The sequence below is a fragment of the Vibrio sp. 10N.222.52.B7 genome, from assembly GCF_041474275.1.
GTDB classification, from domain to species: domain Bacteria; phylum Pseudomonadota; class Gammaproteobacteria; order Enterobacterales; family Vibrionaceae; genus Vibrio; species Vibrio crassostreae_C.
In genome coordinates, this window is the sequence record NZ_JBFRTU010000014.1 from 23,648 (window position 1) to 44,663 (window position 21,016).

Below are 21,016 nucleotides of genomic sequence, written 5' to 3' on the forward strand. Positions count from 1 at the left end.
ATGAGCGTCATTAACAACGCCTTGTCTGAATTGGCAAAGAAAAAGTCAGCGACTTCGATTGAAGCGGCAGTCGTACCTAAAGTAAAAACGCGTTCCCCCCTAGTTTGGGTTGTTGCAGGTTTTACGTTGAGCTTAGCGATGGGCGGTTGGGCGATATCGCAAGGCCCTGTGATTGATCAGTCTATTGTTGAGCAGTCAATCTCAACTCGAGATTTACAGGTTCAAGTCTCTGTCGTTGATGATTCAAATGGCATCCAGGAAGCCGCTCAACCTATCTCATCGCCAACTAAGAAATTGGTGACACTAGACTCTGCGATCCTTTCAACAGAAAACACTGCGATGGCAAAAAGCGCTCAATCTAAGCCTAGTGTTTCCGAATCAGTTGTTATGTCTGCCCCAAAAGCGACAAAACAACAAACACCGGCTAAACCTCTAAGCACGCCTAAAACGATTAGGACTGACATCCTCCAACCAGTTTACGTTGCTAGTGTGGCCAAAAAAGATCCTGCGTCTATCTCTAATGAGCCTATAACCTCTGGTGGTTCAGAAAATAGCGGAATGTTGATCGAGCAGGTTGAGTTAACTCCGGAACAGCTATCTGTGAATGCACAAGGTCGAGCTCAGAAAGCGCTTGATGCGAACGATCTTACTGGTGCGTTGAAAGGTTATACCGAGGCGCTGCGTTATACCCCAAGAAATGAAGATGTCCGTCAGAAACTTGCGATTCTCTATTTTGGTAAAGGCGATACTCGCAAAGCCTATGAGCTTTATCAGTCTGGTATCAAGCTCAACATCAACAGTGAAAAACTGCGTTTAGGGTTATCAAAACTGCTGGTAAAAGCGAATCAATCAGAAGCGGCTTTAAGTCCGTTAATACATTTACCACCGAACCCTACCCAAAATTATTTGGCGATGCGTGCGGCCTTGAGTCAAAAGAGTCAGCAAGAAGAAGTGGCATTGGAAAGTTACCAAAAGTTGGTTGAGGTCGATTCAGATAATGCTCGCTGGTGGTTAGGCTTAGCGATTCAGCAAGAACGTCAACTCGATTTCACAGCTGCTAAAGCGTCATACCAAGGTGCGTTAACCAGAGTCGGTATCTCATCTCAATCACAAAGCTTTGTGCGTGACCGGTTAAAAATACTCAATGCTTTAGAGGAGAGCGGCGATGCAAATTAGATTAAGAAAAAGACTTGGTGATTTGCTTGTCGAAGAAGGCATTATCACTGAGGCTCAAGTTGAACAAGCACTGGCCGCTCAGAAAAGTACTGGGCGTAAGCTGGGTGATGCGCTAATTGAGCTTGGCTTCTTGTCAGAACAGCAAATGCTGAGCTTTTTGTCGCAGCAGTTAGCGATTCCTCTTATTGATTTAAGCCGAGCCGTTGTCGATGTTGAAGCAGTACAGCTTTTACCCGAAGTACATGCTCGTCGCCTTCGTGCATTGGTTATTGGACGCCAAGGTGACACTTTGCGTGTTGCAATGAGTGACCCTGCGGATCTGTTTGCCCAAGAGTCTTTGCTTGGTCAGCTCGGCGATTACGCGCTGGAATTCGTTGTTGCTCAAGAAAGGCAATTGGTTGATGGCTTCGATCGCTATTATCGAAGAACCAAAGAGATTGCCTCGTTTGCTGAGCAACTTCACGCTGAACACCAAGTTAATGATGCCTTTGATTTCGATATCGCTGAAGAAGACAGTGATGAAGTTACCGTCGTTAAGCTGATCAACTCGCTATTTGAAGATGCTATTCAGGTTGGCGCTTCGGATATTCATATCGAGCCAGATTCAAACGTATTGCGTCTTCGTCAGCGTATTGATGGTGTGCTGCATGAAACATTGCTGAATGAGGTGAATATTGCTTCGGCACTTGTACTGCGCTTGAAGCTGATGGCAAACCTCGATATTTCAGAGAAACGTCTTCCTCAAGACGGCCGATTTAATATCCGAGCTAAAGGTCAGTCGGTTGATATTCGTATGTCGACCATGCCAGTACAGCACGGTGAATCAGTGGTTATGCGTCTTCTTAACCAGTCAGCAGGCCTACGTAAACTAGAAGAGTCGGGCATACCGAGTGATCTGTTGGTTCGTCTGCGTCAACAATTGCGCCGTCCACATGGCATGATTTTGGTTACCGGCCCAACCGGCTCAGGTAAAACAACAACCTTATACGGCGCGTTAAGTGAATTAAACGAACCGGGTAAAAAGATCATTACTGCGGAAGACCCGGTGGAATACCGCCTACCTCGTGTGAATCAAGTTCAGGTAAACCCTAAGATCAATCTCGATTTCTCTACTATCTTGAGAACCTTTCTACGTCAGGATCCCGATATTATTCTTATCGGTGAGATGCGTGACCACGAAACCGTTGAGATAGGCTTGAGAGCTGCACTGACCGGCCACTTAGTATTAAGTACGTTACATACCAATGATGCGGTAGACAGCGCGTTGCGTATGATGGATATGGGTGCTCCGGGTTACTTGGTCGCGAGCGCTGTTCGAGCAGTAGTCGCACAGCGATTAGTTCGTAAAGTGTGTACAGATTGTAAGGTTGAGGATGAGTTAGATGAACCTCGCAAGCAATGGCTGAGCGTCCGTTTCCCTAACCAAGTAGGTGTGCCGTTTATGAAAGGCCGTGGTTGCCAGAACTGTAACTTAACCGGTTACCGCGGGCGAATTGGTGTATTTGAAATGTTGGAGCTAGAGCAAAACATGATGGATGCACTGAGAGCTAATGATGCGGTAGGTTTTGCTCAAAAGGCGAGACAGTCTGAAAACTATAAACCGTTATTGGCTTCTGCGATGGAATTGGCTCTGCAAGGTGTCGTGAGTCTTGATGAGATAATGCATCTTGGCGAAGGTGATGCGTCCGGTGCCACTGACCCAATTTATCTGTAGGGGTAGAATGATATGCCAACGTATCGTTATGTAGGTCGCAGCTCTGATGGTAGTCAAGTAAGTGGGCAATTAGACGCGAATAACGAAGATCTTGCTGCTGAAAGCTTGATGAGTAAAGGGATCATTCCAACCTCTATCAAACTGGGCAAAAGTGGTGGTTCAGTCTTAGATATGGATGTATCGAGTCTGTTCTTTCCGAGTGTACCGTTAGAGGTGTTGGTTCTGTTTTGTCGACAGTTATACAGCCTAACCAAAGCGGGTGTACCACTATTAAGATCGATGAAAGGCCTCACTCAAAACTGCGAAAATAAGCAGCTGAAAGCCGCCTTGGAAGAGGTGGTTGCTGAGCTAACTAATGGTCGCGGCTTAGCGGCGTCAATGCAGATGCACCCAAAGGTATTCAGTCCGTTGTTTGTCTCGATGATTGGCGTTGGTGAAAACACAGGCCGTCTAGATCAGGCTTTACTGCAATTAGCTGGATATTACGAACAAGAAGTTGAGACTCGCAAACGAATTAAGACTGCGATGCGTTACCCAACATTCGTGATCAGTTTTATCTTGATTGCAATGTTCATTCTTAACATCAAGGTTATTCCACAGTTCTCAAGCATGTTTGCGCGCTTTGGTGTCGACTTGCCGCTGCCTACTCGTATCTTGATTGGTATGTCTGAGTTCTTTGTGAATTACTGGGGCTTAATGCTTGGAGTGATCTTTGGTCTTATCTTCGCTTTTAAAGCTTGGGTGAAGACAGACAAAGGCTTGGAAAAGTGGGATCGATTACGCTTAAAAATGCCGGTCATTGGCGGGGTAGTGAATCGAGCACTGTTGTCACGCTTCTCGCGTACTTTTGCTTTGATGCTTAAAGCGGGTGTTCCACTGAACCAGTCGCTAGCGCTTTCGGCGGAAGCTTTAGATAACCGTTTTCTAGAGTTGCGAGTTCAAGCCATGAAATCGGCCATTGAAGCCGGTAGTACGGTTTCGTCGACCGCGATTAACAGCGAAATTTTCACACCGCTCGTGATACAAATGATCTCCGTCGGTGAAGAGACGGGTCGTATTGATGAGCTATTACTTGAAGTGGCTGATTTTTATGACCGCGAAGTCGATTACGATCTGAAAACCTTAACCGCCAGAATTGAACCCATTTTGTTAACCATCGTTGCAGGCATGGTGTTGATTTTAGCTCTGGGTATTTTCTTGCCGATGTGGGGAATGTTGGATGCAATCAAAGGTTAGGGAATGCTAAATAACCTACAACGCTCACGTTTTGTTATTTGGACTGTGGTTATTCTTTTTCTTATTGTCGGTGTGCTTTCTGCATTCAAAACGGTAGAAGAGGAAGCGACTAACACAGCATTTATCGTCGCGAGCAAGCGGATTCTTGAACAAGCCAATTTGTTCAAACAGCAGTATTTGTTATTGGGTGCTGGGCAAGAAGAAGGCTCGGAACTCCCAAAGATCTACAGCAGAACTGGGTGGGTAATGCCTATCCAAGGTACGGAGCGAGACTGTAATTATTGGCTGGATCAATTATATCCTCAAGGGAGCATTTTAGGGCTAAGCTCTCCAAGAGTTGAAGATAAAAGTGACAACAGACACTTTCACTGTAGTTATCATTATACTGATAAATATCAGGTAGATATATTACTTGAAAGAGAAAGGTTTAGTGTAAAAGCCAATATTTTGGCTTTGTAAAAATATTGACAGTTTTTTTATGGTTTTATACGAGCGCGAATGTATAATGCGCGTTAGCAATTAGATGAGTAGGTAGAAAATGCTTAAAAATCAAAAGGGTTTCTCCCTAGTCGAGTTGGTTATAGTGATTGTTGTCGTTGGTTTATTGGCGGTTGCTGCTTTACCTCGTTTCTTAGATGTGACGGATGCAGCCAAGAAATCAAGTATTGAAGGTGTCGCTGGTGGTTTTGCAACCGCCGTTTTGTCGGCAAGAGCACAGTGGGAAGCAGAAGCTAGGCCGTCAGAGAATATAGGTGTTGAAACATACAATACTGTAAATTATGATGGTGTTGATTTTTGGTTAACAAGATCGAAGAACAGTAACAATGTCGATACCGATTTTAGAGATGGCTACCCATGGACTCTGAACAACGATTCGAGCACTGCACCACAAGATATTTCAGATGAAACCTGTTCTGAGTTGATGGAAAACTTACTGCAAAATCCCCCTAAAGTCGGTGCGGTTTCAGATGTTGCTAGCGACTCAAATTACAAATATTCAGCGCAAGCGAATTCAGGTGATGCAACCTGTACTTATGTTCAATTAGAAGGTAGTACAGAGCATGAATTTGTTTACGAAATTAAAACTGGTCGTGTGACCGTAACTTTGCAGTAAGTCTGCGTAAAATTAAACATAGAGAGAGCTTAACTATGAAAAGACAAGGCGGTTTCACCCTAATCGAACTAGTGGTTGTAATTGTTATTCTAGGTATTCTTGCTGTAACTGCGGCACCACGTTTCTTGAATCTGCAAGGCGATGCTCGAGCTTCATCTTTGCAAGGCCTAAAAGGGGCCATGTCTGGCGCTGCAGGTATTGTATATGGTAAGGCTGCTATTGAAGGCGTTGAGTCTGTAAGTGCTGCTGCTGGTACTGATGTTGATGGGATTACTACGTATTTTGGATACCCAACTGGCACTGCTACAGGTATTGAACTAGCTGTTACTGGTCTAGAAGAAGATTGGGATTCTGCTGTGTCAGGTGCAATTGGCGCCCCTGCTCAATATTATGCTACTTTTACTGCAGACCCTGAATTGACAACTGCAGCTGCTATTATTGCAACCGGCTGTTATGTTGTATATACCGAAGCTTCAGGGACTGGTGTTGATGAAGCACCGTCAACAATGGTAGTTGATACCGATTGCTAATATAGATTTTTTCTATTGAAGGCCAGCATTTGCTGGCCTTTTTTATTCAAGTTATAAACTAGAATTAGAATTGAAACTCATATTCGAAACCTTCATTATTCTGACTCTATCTTGTAATGTAGAGCTACTAAGAGTTACTTGGGGTATTTATGAATGCAAAGTTAAACTGGGGTTTTACCTTAGTCGAATTAATTGTAGTTGTTCTTTTGCTGGCTATTGTTTCTCTAACTGCGATTAGCCGCTTTAGTGGAAGACAAAGTTATGAATTGTATGCTTTGCAAGAACAAGCAGCATCTGTCATACGACAGGTTCAATTGAATCGAATGCAGTCTAACATGGATATGTCTGTGTCAGGAGCTGAAAGCTTACGTTTAGTGGCTGAGAGCAATTGCATCGGCGCACAATCTGCTTGTTACAACATATCTGAAACAAGAAGTGATGTTATTGCTAGTGATGATTATAGTTTCTCGTCTGTTCCTACCTCTAGTTACTCTTCTCCAATCGAATTCAACCTTTTAGGTAACCCTGAAAATACTGCATCATCTGGTGTTCAAATTACTATCTCATCTAATAACAGTCCAGACAGAGCTTGGGTTTGTATCAATTCTCAAGGTTTTGTCTATCCAAGTAACCAGGTATGCCCATGAAGTACGTAAATAGTGGCTTTACGCTTATTGAGTCGATCATTGTTATTGTACTACTTGGTTTTGCAATGCTCGCATTTTCTACTTTTCTCGCACCACAATCCGCGCTTTCAGGGCAAGTGAATTATTCCAACCGAGCTTCAGCATTAGGTCAAAGTATTATGACCGATCTGTTAGCTCGAGATTACGGAACGGTGAGCTCTGGTACTCCAATTGAACTCGGCAGCACTTATACTAATTTTGATGTGGATTTGGTTGTTGCCAACGATCCCCCAACTGCTTCGATGCAGAAATTTACGTTAACAATTACCGCAAGCAATAATCCTCCTATCACCTTAGTCGCTTACAGAGGGGAGTATTAATGAAGGGCAGAGGGTTTACACTTATAGAGATGATTTTAGCTATTGTCATCTCAAGTATCGTCTTGCTTGGTGTTGCGAACTTTACTGAGTTTGGAATGAGAGGCTATTTTGGTTCTGTAGAGCGCTTTCGACTCCAAACCGAAGCTAGGTTTGTATTGGAAAAGCTTTCTCGTGAAGTGAGACATGCTGTACCTAATCTGTTTCCTGCTTCTGTAAGTAGCGGTTGCGTATCATTTTATCCAATTGTTGATTCAGGTTTTTACGCTACCTCGGGGGCCGATATTAATTTCTTAGTTAGTGATACTGGAGCGACAAGTAGTTCATTACAATCTATGTCATTGGTTATCAATCCGACTAGGCCACATACAGATATCAGCAACCTCAATAATATATACCCCCTTGATAGTGTGGTTCCTCCAAGCGTATCTGCTGCATACTTTTCTATTCCAAATGGAGCTAACACTCTTGTCAGTGAATCTGTAGGTAAAAGGCACTACATTTTTGACTCAAATAACCTTGTGGAGTATTGCCTTGCGAATAGTAATTTACTAACTCGTAATGGTGTCACAATAAGCGATCGCGTTATGAGTGAGAATAGCACTCTGAGTTATCAACCTGCGGATGTTCAGAGTAACGGTGTTGTTGAGTTGATTCTCGAGTTTGCAGAAAATAATGAGTCCACAGTGTTTGAGCTAGATATACAGGTGATTAATGTCCCGTAAATCAACCCAAAAAGGTAGTGCGTTAGTCATTGTCATCTTTGTTATCGTGGTGCTTGGTTTCTTAGCGACAAGTTTGAGTCGAACGAGTTGGTCTGATAATGATTCAAACACTCGAGTTGTACTTGGCACACAAGCTTGGTTGCTCAGTCACTCTGTTAATGAATATGTTATGACTCAGTTTTATCCGGATCCTGATCCTCAGGCTTCTTCTGCTGTTGCTAGTGTTTGTAGCAGCAATGATCTCCAACCCGGAGGTGGGATTTTTACGGTAGCAAGCTCTATGGTTGATACGGCTTCGGTGAATTGCTCTCTTGAGCGAGTGCAGTGTTCCAATCGAGGAGAGCTTGATGGCTTTGTTTTCTATGTTCTAGAGTCTTCGGTAATTTGCGGTTCTGGTGTGAGCCAAGTGCAACGTAATCAAGAAGTGTGGGTGAAGGAGTCAATACGATGAAAGCATGTAGATATATTTTAGTTGCCTGTTTCTGCCTATTCCCTTTGATCGCGACAGCGTCGACTTGTAACGTAGATCCGAGCGGTGAATTTAAAATATCATTTAATATCAATTCCGCCCAGCTTGTTGAATCTGTGTTTGCAGAGCAAGAGCCCGGAAATAACCGCCCGGAATACACCATCTGGACCAATGATATTAATGAGCCTACGGTGGGAGATACGCCCTTTATTCGCGATCCTCGTTACATGGTTGGTGGGGGAGACTATAGTGTTCAACTGATTTATCAGCCGGGAGCGGGAAATGATGCCGGAACCGCAGACTACTACGTTGACGATGGGCAGGGTTTTACTTTTTTAGGCAATTACCCCGCAGACTTTAAAGGTATTCACCCGCAAAGCGTCGATATTAATAGTGGGGACAGTACTGAACTAGAATGTGACAGCTCGGATATCGAGCCACCGCCGGTTTATTCAAACGATGCTCAGTATGAATTTGGTATCGTTCAGTGCTCTGGTGGAGAATGTAAGATCCCACTGACTCAGTCTTATACCAACACGCCACTGGTGTTTGTGATGCCAACCATTGATTCAAGTGCCCCTGACGCGGATGCTCCTGCAACGTTAATGGTTACCGAGGTAAGCAAAACCGAAGCGACCATCAAGCAGATTAAGGCGCCAAAGAATGGCGGTGGTTCAGATTTAGATAGCCAACCGATAACAGAAGTCAGTTACCTTGCGATTGAGCCCGGTGTGGCCGATTTTAATGGCCATGAAGTCATAGCGGGTTATTTGAACACCGATGCAGCCAGTGCTAAATCAGGCTCAAATAGTAATGATAGAGTCCTTTATAGCGATTTTGGCGGAGCTGGCTTTTCTTCTAATCCGGTGGTATTGCATCAAATTCAAACTCGAAATAACAATGATAAATGGATGACCTCTGGCAAGGTTAGGCGAACCGATGAAACGTCATACATTGATTTGTTTTTGGAGCTAAGTGCTTCTCACCGCAGTAACGATGATTATGACGATGAGAAGATCGCGTTTTTAGCGACGTTAGCCACCAATACTAACCTTGATGTTGATGGTTTTAAGGTTCAATTTGCAAGAGGGTATGATACGCCAAGTCAAAGCGGTAATGACCCAATGTTGGATGGCTGTGAGGATAAGTATGCTACCACCTCTCTAACGAATATTGACGGGATCATAGCTAATAAACAAGAGAGGGCTGGTGGACACGGAGGCTGGCTACGTCGATGTAACATTAACACGAACCAAGTTAGCTTTGTTGTAGATGAGGACTTTAGAGACCGCACGCATATTCCGGAAGAAGTGGGTTACTTTGCGTTTGAGTTACCTGAGGTGGTTCCTGTTGCCAACGTGTGTAACTTGTTTCCCGAGCCCATTCAGAGTTGGACTGGTGTGAATAGCTCATTGACGGTTACCAGCCAGCAAACAAAATTTAGCGGCTGGTCTAATAACTATATTAATCAATCTTTAAAAAAGGTCTCTGAAGGCTATGAGCTGTTTAATGATAAATGGACAACAAAAGATGACTTTTTATTATTGGGTTTTGATGATGCGAGTGAGTTTTATCATATTTATAATTTTCCAGTGTGTGATGAACATCAATGTGATGTTGGTAATAATGATAGCCAACTTGAATTAAGAAAGATTAAAGGCAGTTACGTAACCTCTATTGCAGAAAAAAATCCATCAGAAAGTTTAACCATTACGGGCAAGGCTTCGGATATTTTGCAGAGCTGCGGAGCGGACTCAGAGATATGTTCTTACCAAATTAACGGTGAAACAATAGATGTTTTCATTGAGAGTAACTTGTCTAAGCTCGTTATCAACAAGCAGGGGAATGATTATAATCTAGTTCGAGTCGTCTTAGATGAAGACAGTTATATCTCAGATGTTAAAGTTAGTGGAGGGGCGGGTGTAGAACTGGTTTTTCCTGATAATTCCACGGTGACCTTTGATAATTATGAGCATGATGCAGGAGATTTGGTATATGCCTTTGAGGGCAACTCTCAAATAAATGTGATAACACGTATGAAGTTTAACTTGGCAGTTGATATACAATCTGACTTCGCTTATCCCATTATATACGCTCCTAAAGGTGAGGTCATATTTGACGTTGGGAACTCTACTTTCAAAGGATTTATTCTCGCAGATACTGTAGATTTAAATCAGACAGCTATTCATGGTGCCGTGACAGCGAGAGTCGCCGTGCTTGATAATGGTGTAACGATAATCAAACCTGATTATTCTTGTGAACCCCCAGTACAACAAGGATTATTGGTTGTAGAACCTCAACAATTATATAGCCTAACCTGTGAGCGAATTCCGGTTGAGTTTCGCCTAGAAGAGAATGGCGAATTGGTCGACTCTAATGAGCAGTTTGAAGCGACGGTAACCCCAACGGGAACGCGATGGTGTACGGGTGAAGCTAACAATGCGTGTGAAACTCCGGATTATACGTTTGATGGTGGCATTCGAACCTTGTATTTAGACTCTGATACGGTTGGTAGTTTCAGTGTTGGGGGAGTCTACGATTCAGAGCCCGCAACATCGACACAAGTTTTTTATGTGCCCTATAAGTTTGATACAAGCCCAAGCCAAATACATATGAATGCAGCTCAAGACTCTCAAGAGTTAGTGGTAGAGGTGACGGCTCAAGCTTGTGATCAAGGCGTTGTTAGCCCAGTAAATGGCTATACTAAAAACTTATCATTTGATGCTTCTAAAGATTACTTTCTTGAAATGCCTACCCCTGAAGATGGATCACTTGATGACTTCTCAGTTACAGATCTAAATTTTGATAATGGTGGTGCTACAACTGAAGTAAATTGGAGCAATGTTGGGCAAGTTAATGTAGTTATCAATGATCCTAGCTTTGATTGTTCTGAAATTGAAGGGTGTCCTATTTATGAACAGCCTGATTCCGCAAGTTCGGGGTTGGTTGGTAGCTTTGTTGTCAAATCTAAACCTTATGAGTTTGCTGTATGTACTGATAGCGATTCAAGTGGAACGAGCACAGAATCCAGTAGTAGTGGCTTTGTTGCAGCGGGGGAGAGCTTTGATGTGGACGTGAAACCCATGATTACCGGAGCTAATGTAAATTCCGTATGTTCAAATAATGTAGGTGTTCCTTCGAATTATTTTGTGTCTCAAGCTTCGATCAGTGTTTCCCATTATTTAGACACACCAAGTGAGGGTGTACTTGGCTATTTGATGCCCGACACGATATCTCCGAGTATTTCAATTAGTGATCAGTCAAATGGTGGGTACCAACTTGATGGGTTAACCTACTCAGAGGTAGGAAGTTTTGAATTGGTTGCAATTGAAACGGGTAACTTTTATAGCACCATTGCCCCTCCAAATGGTGATTCAGGTGTCACTGGGTCTAAAACTATCGGCCGTTTTTACCCCAAATACTTCATGCAAGGTGACCCTGAGTGGAATGTTACAAATCAAAGTGATATTGCATACTTAGACCAACCTTATGACTCAACCGTTCATCAGGTATACCCAATGGCATCAGGTGAAAGCAGTGTTGGTAACGCGCTTAACAACTATCAATTCTTTGCCCCGAGCCTACAAGCCAGTTTTGGTGTTCTAGATGATACAGCTGTCGATAATGGGTTCTTGCTGGATACTGAGGCAGGCACTTGGTCTACTGATCGTAAGCATTGGTTGTTGAACGATAGTGCCGCTGTTCTTCAGCGAGTTACGGATTTGGATGACGTTAGCCGCAGAGATGCACCGTTTAATACTTCAGATGCTAACTCCACTATTACCCACTTTGGCTTGACTGTTGCAGGAGTTGATCCTGTTTCATTTACTGACTCTGATATTTTGACTGATTCTGTCGAGTTTCCGGTCCAGCCTCCAGCTCGTTATGGTCGAGTGGTGCTAGATGATATTGGTGGCAATTCTGATACTACTCTAACTATTCCATTGCGCGCTGAGTTCTGGGATGGCAGCGAGTTTATTGTTAACGAGGATGATGACCGCAGTACCTTCAATGGGGCTAATACTTGTAAACAAGTTATTTGGCACAGTGAAGGGGCGGCAACCACTTTAGTTTCACTTAACGGTAGTGGAAATGTGGATGATGGAGAAGAAGAGGTCACAGCAAATCAAAATACGCCAGCAGGAACAGACGCGCCACGTGAGCAAGTTCGTCTGTGGTTAAGAATGGATGACTCTGAGCCTGATAGCGATGGCGGAAATAACATCTCATGTAGTGGCAGTGATCAAGATCAACCATGGCTACGTTACAACTGGCGCCAACTGGGTGATGAAGATCCATCCACCGTCGTCACATTTGGTATCTACCGCGGTAACGATCGTGTGATCTACCGAGGTGAAAGTGGCTTAACAGGTCAGTAATAATATAATTTTTGCCCCTTAAGTTAGGAATCTGTAAGAAATTGCGGGTTTCAGTCCATGTTTGCACTTCAATGCCTTGCCGTAACAGCAAGGCATTGGTACATTTAGTGCAATTTTTGTCTTCTAATTCTTGCAGGATGAGCGAAGAATATGTTTAAAAAACTTCGTGGCATGTTTTCAAACGACCTATCGATTGATTTAGGTACAGCCAATACCCTTATTTATGTAAAAGGCCAAGGCATTGTTCTTGATGAGCCTTCAGTTGTCGCTATTCGCCAAGATCGTGCGGGTTCTGCAAAGAGTGTCGCTGCTGTTGGCCACGCTGCTAAGCAAATGCTTGGTCGTACGCCTGGTAACATCTCAGCGATCCGTCCAATGAAAGACGGTGTAATTGCCGACTTTTACGTAACGGAAAAAATGCTTCAGCACTTCATCAAACAAGTGCATGACAACAGTGTGCTTAAACCAAGTCCTCGTGTTTTGGTTTGTGTACCTTGTGGTTCAACACAGGTTGAGCGTCGTGCTATCCGTGAATCAGCGTTAGGTGCTGGTGCTCGTGAGGTTTACCTAATCGATGAGCCTATGGCTGCTGCGATTGGTGCTGGCCTACGTGTCTCTGAGCCAACAGGTTCAATGGTTGTTGATATCGGTGGTGGTACTACTGAAGTTGCGGTTATCTCACTGAACGGTGTGGTTTACTCGTCTTCTGTTCGCATTGGTGGTGACCGTTTTGATGAAGCGATCATCAACTACGTTCGTCGTAACTACGGCAGCTTGATCGGTGAAGCGACAGCAGAGAAGATCAAACACGAAATCGGTTCAGCTTACCCTGGCGATGAAGTCGAAGAGATCGAAGTACGTGGTCGTAACCTTGCTGAAGGTGTGCCTCGTAGCTTTAGCCTAAACTCAAACGAAATCCTTGAAGCACTTCAAGAGCCTCTATCTGGCATCGTATCTGCAGTGATGGTTGCACTTGAACAGTGTCCACCAGAGCTGGCTTCTGATATCTCAGAAAACGGTATGGTACTAACGGGTGGTGGTGCACTGCTTAAAGACCTTGATCGTCTGTTAACAGAAGAAACAGGTATCCCTGTTGTTGTTGCAGAAGAGCCATTAACGTGTGTTGCTCTAGGTGGCGGTAAAGCGCTAGAGATGATCGACATGCACGGCGGCGATCTGTTCAGCGAAGAATAATATCTAGTGTTAGGCTCTTTTCTTATCTAGTTTTATGTAAAGAGCCTAGGACCTTGTCTATAGGATCAAATGTAGCTCTAGGACCAAATATAGAATGAAGCCAATTTTTGGTAGAGGTCCCTCTCTACAATTGCGCCTGTTTTTTGCTGTAATTTTATCAGCCAGCCTTATGCTGGCTGATAGTCGTTTAGATGCTTTCTCAAATGTTCGCTATCTATTAAACAGCATGGTTGCGCCTATTCAATATGCAGCCAACTTGCCTCGCACTATGTTCGATGGTGTTTACGACCGTTTTAGCACTCGCAAAGGGTTAATTGAATCTAACCATAATATTAAACGAGAAGTCTTGCGTCTGAAGAGCGAGCTGATTCTGCTTGAGCAATATCAAGAAGAAAACAAGCGCCTTCGTAAGCTGTTAGGCTCGCCGTTTATCCGTGATGAGAAGAAAGTCGTCACAGAAGTTATGGCGGTAGACACTTCACCATATCGCCATCAAGTCGTGATCGACAAAGGTCAGATTGATGGGGTGTATGAAGGTCAGCCGGTGATCAACGAAAAAGGCATTGTCGGCCAAGTCACTTTCGTTGCTGCTCATAATAGTCGTGTATTACTACTCACTGATGCAAACAATGCGATTCCTGTTCAGGTTATTCGTAATGACATCCGTGTGATTGCTTCGGGCAATGGCATGATTGATGAGATCCAGCTAGAGCACATTCCAACCAGTACCGATATACAAGAAGAAGATCTGTTGGTGACATCAGGTCTTGGTGGGGTATATCCAGAAGGTTATCCAGTCGCCTATGTTACGGCCGTTGATTACGACCCGAAACGTGAGTTCGCTGTGATTAAAGCAGAGCCTGTGGTTGAGTTCGATAAGCTCAGATACCTGCTGCTTGTATGGCCTGATGAAAACAAACAGATGCAAGCGGATCAATCGAGCATAGAACAAGCATTGTTAGAGGGCGAAGATGGCCAATAGCGTTTTGAGAAGCAAGGTAGTAATTTTCTGCTCATTTTTAATAGCACTGATTCTGCAGACGATCCCTTGGCCTGGTAGCTTAGATTTATTTAGACCATCTTGGTTACTGCTGGTTACGTGTTACTGGGTTTTGGCTCTACCGCATCGTGTTAACGTGGGTAGTGCTTTGATTTTAGGCTTATTGTGGGACCTTTTGATCGGCTCTACTCTGGGTATTCGAGGCATGATGATGGCAATAGTGATGTACATTATTGCGATGAACTTCCTCGTCATTCGTAACATGGCGTTATGGCAGCAAGCGATGATCATTGCCGCGTTAACGGTCTTGTTTGAGGTGTTGATCTTCTTTGGTGAATATTTGATCCAAGATGTTGTTTTCAATCCGTTATCGTTATGGAGCGCATTGATAAACTGTATACTTTGGCCTTGGATGTTTTTATTAATGAGACGCGTGCGTCGCCATTGGCATGTGAGGTAGCGTGACGATGGAAAAGAAACATTTAGTTTTGGCATCCGGCTCTCCACGCCGCAAAGAATTGCTATCTCAACTCGGTTATGAGTTTTCTGTCCTCGTAACCGATGTTGAAGAGTGTAAACACGCTCAAGAAACCGCCGAAGAATATGTTAAGCGACTATCTTTAGATAAAGCTTTAGCTGCGTTGTCTTTATTGAAAGATACCCCTTCTGAAAGGCAGCATGTCGTTCCTAGTTCTGATACTGTAGATCATGGCTCTGATATAGTCGTTCTTGGTTCTGACACAGTCGTCGTAAGCCAAGGGCAAGTGCTTGAGAAACCCACCGATTTTGCTGACTCTAAGCGCATGCTTACTCAGTTAGCGAATGAACGTCACCAAGTGATGACGGCGGTTTCTGTGGTTTCAGAAGAAAAACAAAGAACAGAAATCATTATTACCGACGTATGGTTTAAACCCCTCAGTGAAAAAGAAATAGAACAATACTGGCAAACAGGGGAGCCATGCGATAAAGCCGGTAGCTATGGGATCCAAGGTTTGGGCGGACGCTTTGTCACCCGAATCGAAGGTAGTTATTACGCCGTTGTCGGCTTACCTTTATTTGAAACGGACCAGCTACTGCAAGAATTCTTATAATTACTAATCTGAGGTGCACCATGAGTGCTGAATTGTTGCTGAACGTGACCCCGAGTGAAACTCGTGTGGCCATGATTGAAGGAGGGGCTCTTCAAGAGATCCATGTCGAACGAGATGCTCGACGCGGTATCGTAGGAAATATCTATAAAGGACGTGTAAGCCGTGTTCTTCCGGGAATGCAGGCGGCTTTTGTGGATATAGGCCTTGAGAAAGCAGCTTTTTTACACGCCTCTGATATTGTCCCACACACTGAATGTGTCGCTGAAAACGAAAAGAAACAATTTCAGGTTCGTGATATTTCAGAGCTTGTCCGTCAAGGGCAAGACATTGTGGTGCAAGTGGTCAAAGACCCTCTTGGTACTAAAGGTGCTCGCTTAACCACTGATATCACTCTACCGTCTCGTTATCTGGTATTTATGCCGGGCGCAAGTCATGTTGGTGTATCTCAACGTATCGACAGCGAGTCTGAACGTAACCGTCTTAAAAAAGTCGTGTCTCGTTACTGTGACGAACACGGTGGCTTCATCATCCGCACAGCAGCAGAAGGTGCAGATTCAAATGAGTTGGCACAAGATGCCGCATTCTTGAAGCGATTATGGCTAAAAGTATTAGAGCGTCGTGGTAAGCACAAGGCGCGTACTCGTTTGTATGGTGAGCTTTGCTTAAGCCAACGTATCTTACGTGACTTCGTCGGTACTGAGCTGAGCAAGATTCAGGTCGATTCTCGTCTAGAATATGAAAACCTAAAAGAGTTTACCTCTGAATACGTGCCTGAGCTGACAGACAAGCTTGAGCTGTATGAAGGTGATAAGCCTATCTTTGATATGTACGATACCGAGAACGAAATTCAGCGTTCATTGGATCGTAAAGTCGAATTAAAGTCTGGTGGATATCTGATTATCGACCAAACTGAAGCGATGACCACGGTTGATATCAACACTGGCGCGTTTGTTGGTCGTCGTAATCTAGAAGAGACGATTTTCAACACCAATGTAGAAGCGACTCAAGCGATTGCTCGTCAGCTGCGTCTACGTAACTTAGGTGGCATCATCATTATCGACTTTATTGATATGTTGTCTGAGGAACATCGTAAGCGAGTACTAACTTCTTTAGAGGCTGCGCTCGACAAAGACCGTGTGAAAACCAATATTAATGGCTTCACGCAGCTTGGGTTGGTTGAGATGACTCGTAAACGTACTCGTGAAAGTATTGAGCATATCCTATGTTCGAGCTGTCCTGCTTGTGAAGGCCGCGGCAGTGTGAAGACAGTTGAAACCGTTTGTTATGAAATTCTTCGAGAGATCACGCGAGTGAATCGTGCGTACGACGCCGATAAATTTGTGGTCTATGCGGCAGCTGCCGTAGCTGAGGCGTTAGAGGGCGATGAATCTCATGCGCTTGCGGAGCTTGAAGTCTTTATTGGTAAGCAAGTTAAAATCCAGGCTGAGCCTCTGTACATACAAGAGCAGTTTGATGTTGTTATGATGTAATGGAAATTTTGTGAGCTCAAGCGTTACTCTGATTCTACGTGCATGTTTATGGTTAGTGGTTACTCTCTTAGTAACGCTAGCCATTGCCGTTACTACACTGCGTGTAGCCTTGCCCAATTTAAACAAGTATCAATCTGAAATTGAGCTTTGGGTAAACCAACACTCCGGTTTTGATTTTTCGATTCAAGATGTGGGCGGTTTTTGGCGTAACACTCACCCCTCTATTGCTCTGCAAGGCGTTAAAGCTAGCCTCCCCAATGCAGAAGATGTGACCTTCTCTGTTGAGCGTGTTGAAGTCGAGTTTGACTTGATTCAATCGCTCGTGCAGATGCGCCCGGTTGTGGCCGATCTAGTCATGAATCAAATGTATCTTGATATCCGCTCAATTGATCTGTTTGCCGGACAAAATGGCAAAGACGAACCTACAGATCCCGAGTCTTCCAAGCGAGTGATACAAGAGCTCGATAATTTACTGCTAAAAACACTCGTCGATGTAACTGCAAAAGATTCTTCTATTCTTTATCACTCTGTTTCGGGTGAAGAACGTCAGCTCGATATAGAAACCTTAAAATGGCAAAATTCAGACAAACATCACCTTGCTGAAGGTGTGGTGAGTATCAAAGATGCCAATCTAAACTCTCTGTCAGTGAGTGCTAACTTTATTGATGGTGGGTCACTGACTGATGTGACTGGTGAGTTTTATGTCAGTGCCGACAGCATTTCTGTTAAGCCATGGCTTACGCATTATATGCAGGCGGAATCCGGCATTGAAACGGGTACTGTGAGCTTGAATAGCTGGCTTACGCTGCGAAATAGCAAGCCAGTGAGCGCTTATGTTGAGGTTTTACCCTCAGAACTGGCGTGGAACGAAGATGGCGAGCATGACCTCATGCTTGAGTCCGGTGTCTTTAAGTTGTCGCCGACGGATGATGGTTGGCAAGTAAATGGTCACTCACTAAACCTTAGAACGGATGACACACCTTGGCCGGAACTCGACGTAGCGTTCAAGTGGAATCAAGGTCCATGGCAACTCAACATTTCTGAGCTGGATATTGCGACTATTACTCCGTTGATTAAGCTGCTGCCTGACTCTGAACAATCAACCAAAATGATTAACGTATTGGCGCCGGGCGGCTCTGTTTCTGATATCCGTGTTTCCATGGGTTCGGGAATTGACAGTTTACGTTATTCAGCCAGTTTTTCTGATCTTGCTATCGAGCAGTGGGAACTAGTCCCAGGCTTTAGCCAAGTGTCTGGTAGTGTGTTTGGTTCGGCCTCGGAAGCGAAAGCTAGCCTGCATGTTATTGACGATGTGTTCCCTTATGGTGACGTATTCCAAGCGCCTTTGAATATCAAACAAGGTCAGGTTGATATTGTTTGGCAGCAAGATGAAAACGGCTGGAAGCTGTGGTCAGACAAAATCACAGCTGCCACCCCCGATTTACAAGTACTAGGCGCATTCCGCTTAGACTTCCCAAAAGATGCGAGCCCGTTTTTATCCTTCTACGGCGAAGCGGACGCTTACAATGTCGGTGAAACATGGCGCTACTTACCTACACTGGCTCTTGGGCAAGATCTAACAGACTACCTTTCAACTGCGATTCAAGCCGGTAAAGCGGATACCGTAAAACTGTTGTGGCATGGTGATTTGTCTCAATATCCATACACTAACCACGATGGTATTTTCCAGGTTTGGGTTGGCTTAGAAGATGCGAAATTCAGCTTTGATACCGCGTGGCCACTGATTACTGATCTTCAGCTTGATCTGTTGTTTGAAAATGATGCGATGCATCTGGATTCTCGCTCAGCTCAACTGATGGATGTGACGGCAGATCGAATCACAGGACGCATTCCTTATTTAGGGGAAGGCGGCCATATTGAAATTGAAGCTAAAGCGACGGCGTCTGGCAACGCAGTACGCGATTACATGACGTCTTCGCCACTGGTGGGCTCGGTAGGCGCAGCCTTAACCGCACTTCAAGTGAGTGGTGATGTCTCTTCTGAGTTCCAGCTGAATATTCCGTTTGATTCTGAAAAAGAAGCAAGAGCATGGGGTTACGCCGACTTAAGTGGCAACCATGTTGAGATTGAAGCGCCGCCAATGGTGCTCGAGAACACCACGGGTCGAATTGAATTTGATAATGACGTAGTGACGGCAAATGGCCTCGCTGCGGATCTGCTTAACCAAGGTATCTCGCTTGATTTTAAGGGCCTTAATGATGGTCCTGGCTATGCAGTTGATATTGATGTGTTAGGTGATTGGGACGTCAAGCCTCTAGAACCTTACATCGGTGAGCAATGGTTAAGCCGCTTATCAGGTCATGCGCAATGGCAAAGCCAGATTGATATCCAGCTGAATGATATCGGCTTTACCTACCAACTAGACTTACAGTCAGACCTAAAATACTTGGCGAGTGATTACCCATATCCATTGGCGAAAAAATCACTAGAAAGTGGCTCTGCAAGGCTACAGGCATCGGGTAACCAAGAGACGATTACCGCGCGCCTGCAATTGCCAAACACCAAGTACCAAGCTGAGATTGATATCACAGGCGACGTGCCTGAGTTAACGGCGACCAACTTAGTGCTTGGTCGCGGTGGCTACAAAATTAGCCCGGTGGTGGGCCATCACGCACTGATTCGTACAGACAAATTCAATGCCGATGATTGGTTATCGGTTGTAATGGAACCGGTAAAGCCTTCAACGGCTGTACTTAGTCAAATGAACACGCCAACCATACCTGCGCCAAGCCGTATTACCTTTGAGAGTAAAGAGCTGATCTTGGGTGGTATCTCTTGGAATGACGTCGATTTTAGTGCTCGTAAGAACAAACAGGCGTGGCAAATGGAAGTGTCTAGCCAAGAGCTAGAAGGGGATATTAACTACCTGCCTCCTTATGATTTGACAGTTTCACTGGATCGTCTGCATCTGTTTGTTCCTGAGTGGAGTGATAAGAACAACCAAGATCAGCAACTGCTGCAACGTAAAGAACAAGCTGCGCCATTGATATCCAAATTGGATAGAGAGATCCACGATGCGATGCCAAACCTGACCCTGACGCTGAACGACTTTTGGCTGCAAGGCTACAAGGTGGGTAAGGTCGATGTTGAAATGACGAGGAACGAAGATCGTATCGAGTGGAACAAAATCCAGGTGCGAAGCGGCGGTAACAAAGCGGATGTGAGTGGCTGGTGGGAACTGCAAGGTGACAAGAGTCATTCATCGTTAACCGTTGATGTTGAAGGTGAAAACAACAGCGAGCTCATGGAGCGCTTTGGTATTACTTCCGGGATTCAAAAAGCGCCATTCGCGTTGGAAGGTCAACTAAATTGGGATGGTTCGCCTTGGGGAATCAAAATGGATACCCTTGATGGCAACGTTAAAACCAAGTTTGGTAAAGGCATTATCTCGGATGTGAGCGGCGCAGCTCGATTACTTGGCCTGTTTAGCCTAGATTCGATCATCCGTAAGATGCAGCTCGATTTCTCAGATGTGTTTGATAAAGGTATGGCCTTCAACAGCATCACCGGAACGGGCGAGATTCAAAATGGTATCTTCCTGACCAATGATCTGAACATGGATGCGGTCGCAGGTGAGATGAAAATCAAAGGTATCGCTAACCTCAACACGCGTCAGGTTGATGCTGAGGTGAACTTTACCCCAGATATTACCTCGGGTATTCCCGTATTAACGGCCTTTGCGGTAACCCCTCAAACGGCGCTGTACGTATTGGCGGTGACCACGGTTATCTCGCCAGTTGTGGAAGTCTTTACCCAAGTAAATTATTCGGTGAAAGGACCATTGGATTCACCAACGGTGAGCGAACTTTCTCGTAGCTCTGGCGAGTTTCAGCTGCCAGAGAAGCTGAGAAAATTAGCCGAATAGGCCTTAAAT

At 44.5% G+C, this 21,016-nt stretch carries 17 protein-coding genes; all 17 read left to right on the forward strand.

Annotation, left to right across the window (positions count from 1 at the left end):
- The 17 genes from AB4512_RS05730 (at window position 1) to AB4512_RS05810 (ending at window position 21,007) form a co-directional block, all read left to right on the forward strand.
- The gene (locus AB4512_RS05730) at window positions 1-1,176 is read left to right on the forward strand and encodes a tetratricopeptide repeat protein (RefSeq protein WP_372174605.1); all 1,176 of its coding nucleotides are present in this window, start codon (window positions 1-3) and stop codon (window positions 1,174-1,176) included.
- The gene (locus tag AB4512_RS05735) at window positions 1,166-2,890 is read left to right on the forward strand and encodes a GspE/PulE family protein (RefSeq protein WP_017061350.1); all 1,725 of its coding nucleotides are present in this window, start codon (window positions 1,166-1,168) and stop codon (window positions 2,888-2,890) included. The genes AB4512_RS05730 and AB4512_RS05735 overlap by 11 nt, the downstream gene beginning before the upstream one ends.
- A 12-nt stretch (window positions 2,891-2,902) precedes the next feature.
- Window positions 2,903-4,126, forward strand: a complete 1,224-nt coding sequence (locus tag AB4512_RS05740) for a type II secretion system F family protein (protein WP_017061351.1) — start codon at window positions 2,903-2,905, stop codon at window positions 4,124-4,126.
- A 3-nt stretch (window positions 4,127-4,129) separates the two neighbouring features.
- Window positions 4,130-4,585: an MSHA biogenesis protein MshF gene (locus AB4512_RS05745; RefSeq protein ID WP_372174607.1), complete on the forward strand. Its 456-nt coding sequence runs from the start codon at window positions 4,130-4,132 to the stop codon at window positions 4,583-4,585.
- Between the two features lie 79 nt (window positions 4,586-4,664).
- Complete coding sequence (locus AB4512_RS05750; protein WP_372174609.1) at window positions 4,665-5,240, forward strand: prepilin-type N-terminal cleavage/methylation domain-containing protein; 576 nt, start codon at window positions 4,665-4,667, stop codon at window positions 5,238-5,240.
- A gap of 35 nt (window positions 5,241-5,275) precedes the next feature.
- Window positions 5,276-5,770, forward strand: coding sequence for a type II secretion system protein (locus AB4512_RS05755; protein ID WP_137001737.1), 495 nt, complete (start codon window positions 5,276-5,278; stop codon window positions 5,768-5,770).
- Window positions 5,771-5,919: 149 nt separating this feature from the next.
- Entirely contained in the window at window positions 5,920-6,417 is a 498-nt protein-coding gene (locus AB4512_RS05760) for a prepilin-type N-terminal cleavage/methylation domain-containing protein (RefSeq protein WP_137001738.1), read from the forward strand.
- Window positions 6,414-6,776: a prepilin-type N-terminal cleavage/methylation domain-containing protein gene (locus AB4512_RS05765; RefSeq protein WP_372174610.1), complete on the forward strand. Its 363-nt coding sequence runs from the start codon at window positions 6,414-6,416 to the stop codon at window positions 6,774-6,776. The genes AB4512_RS05760 and AB4512_RS05765 overlap by 4 nt, the downstream gene beginning before the upstream one ends.
- Complete coding sequence (locus tag AB4512_RS05770; protein ID WP_017068731.1) at window positions 6,776-7,498, forward strand: PilW family protein; 723 nt, start codon at window positions 6,776-6,778, stop codon at window positions 7,496-7,498. The genes AB4512_RS05765 and AB4512_RS05770 overlap by 1 nt, the downstream gene beginning before the upstream one ends.
- The gene (locus AB4512_RS05775) at window positions 7,488-7,949 is read left to right on the forward strand and encodes a hypothetical protein (protein WP_017068732.1); all 462 of its coding nucleotides are present in this window, start codon (window positions 7,488-7,490) and stop codon (window positions 7,947-7,949) included. Before AB4512_RS05770 ends, AB4512_RS05775 begins: the two co-directional genes overlap by 11 nt.
- Complete coding sequence (locus AB4512_RS05780; protein WP_372174611.1) at window positions 7,946-12,346, forward strand: DUF6701 domain-containing protein; 4,401 nt, start codon at window positions 7,946-7,948, stop codon at window positions 12,344-12,346. Before AB4512_RS05775 ends, AB4512_RS05780 begins: the two co-directional genes overlap by 4 nt.
- Before the next feature lie 150 nt (window positions 12,347-12,496).
- The gene (locus tag AB4512_RS05785; RefSeq protein WP_017062957.1) at window positions 12,497-13,540 is read left to right on the forward strand and encodes a rod shape-determining protein; all 1,044 of its coding nucleotides are present in this window, start codon (window positions 12,497-12,499) and stop codon (window positions 13,538-13,540) included.
- A gap of 94 nt (window positions 13,541-13,634) precedes the next feature.
- Window positions 13,635-14,522 (forward strand): rod shape-determining protein MreC, encoded by an 888-nt coding sequence (gene mreC, locus AB4512_RS05790; protein ID WP_004735927.1) that lies wholly within the window; start codon window positions 13,635-13,637, stop codon window positions 14,520-14,522.
- Window positions 14,512-15,000, forward strand: a complete 489-nt coding sequence (mreD, locus tag AB4512_RS05795; RefSeq protein WP_017061361.1) for a rod shape-determining protein MreD — start codon at window positions 14,512-14,514, stop codon at window positions 14,998-15,000. Before mreC ends, mreD begins: the two co-directional genes overlap by 11 nt.
- Before the next feature lie 7 nt (window positions 15,001-15,007).
- Complete coding sequence (locus tag AB4512_RS05800) at window positions 15,008-15,631, forward strand: nucleoside triphosphate pyrophosphatase (RefSeq protein ID WP_136973950.1); 624 nt, start codon at window positions 15,008-15,010, stop codon at window positions 15,629-15,631.
- Between the two features lie 20 nt (window positions 15,632-15,651).
- The gene (rng, locus tag AB4512_RS05805; RefSeq protein WP_017061363.1) at window positions 15,652-17,121 is read left to right on the forward strand and encodes a ribonuclease G; all 1,470 of its coding nucleotides are present in this window, start codon (window positions 15,652-15,654) and stop codon (window positions 17,119-17,121) included.
- A gap of 10 nt (window positions 17,122-17,131) precedes the next feature.
- Complete coding sequence (locus AB4512_RS05810; RefSeq protein WP_102393505.1) at window positions 17,132-21,007, forward strand: YhdP family protein; 3,876 nt, start codon at window positions 17,132-17,134, stop codon at window positions 21,005-21,007.
- Window positions 21,008-21,016 lie beyond the last annotated feature (9 nt).

Excerpts from the sequence above, each read along its gene's own strand:
- AB4512_RS05735 (WP_017061350.1), top strand. The coding sequence starts at position 1,166 with ATGCAAATTAGATTAAGAAAAAGACTTGGTGATTTGCTTGTCGAAGAA.
- AB4512_RS05755 (WP_137001737.1), top strand. The coding sequence starts at position 5,276 with ATGAAAAGACAAGGCGGTTTCACCCTAATCGAACTAGTGGTTGTAATT.
- mreD (WP_017061361.1), top strand. The coding sequence starts at position 14,512 with ATGGCCAATAGCGTTTTGAGAAGCAAGGTAGTAATTTTCTGCTCATTT.
- rng (WP_017061363.1), top strand. The coding sequence starts at position 15,652 with ATGAGTGCTGAATTGTTGCTGAACGTGACCCCGAGTGAAACTCGTGTG.
- AB4512_RS05770 (WP_017068731.1), top strand. The coding sequence starts at position 6,776 with ATGAAGGGCAGAGGGTTTACACTTATAGAGATGATTTTAGCTATTGTC.
- AB4512_RS05800 (WP_136973950.1), top strand. The coding sequence starts at position 15,008 with ATGGAAAAGAAACATTTAGTTTTGGCATCCGGCTCTCCACGCCGCAAA.
- AB4512_RS05765 (WP_372174610.1), top strand. The coding sequence starts at position 6,414 with ATGAAGTACGTAAATAGTGGCTTTACGCTTATTGAGTCGATCATTGTT.
- AB4512_RS05780 (WP_372174611.1), top strand. The coding sequence starts at position 7,946 with ATGAAAGCATGTAGATATATTTTAGTTGCCTGTTTCTGCCTATTCCCT.
- AB4512_RS05730 (WP_372174605.1), top strand. The coding sequence starts at position 1 with ATGAGCGTCATTAACAACGCCTTGTCTGAATTGGCAAAGAAAAAGTCA.
- AB4512_RS05785 (WP_017062957.1), top strand. The coding sequence starts at position 12,497 with ATGTTTAAAAAACTTCGTGGCATGTTTTCAAACGACCTATCGATTGAT.
- AB4512_RS05745 (WP_372174607.1), top strand. The coding sequence starts at position 4,130 with ATGCTAAATAACCTACAACGCTCACGTTTTGTTATTTGGACTGTGGTT.
- AB4512_RS05760 (WP_137001738.1), top strand. The coding sequence starts at position 5,920 with ATGAATGCAAAGTTAAACTGGGGTTTTACCTTAGTCGAATTAATTGTA.
- AB4512_RS05740 (WP_017061351.1), top strand. The coding sequence starts at position 2,903 with ATGCCAACGTATCGTTATGTAGGTCGCAGCTCTGATGGTAGTCAAGTA.
- AB4512_RS05750 (WP_372174609.1), top strand. The coding sequence starts at position 4,665 with ATGCTTAAAAATCAAAAGGGTTTCTCCCTAGTCGAGTTGGTTATAGTG.
- mreC (WP_004735927.1), top strand. The coding sequence starts at position 13,635 with ATGAAGCCAATTTTTGGTAGAGGTCCCTCTCTACAATTGCGCCTGTTT.
- AB4512_RS05775 (WP_017068732.1), top strand. The coding sequence starts at position 7,488 with ATGTCCCGTAAATCAACCCAAAAAGGTAGTGCGTTAGTCATTGTCATC.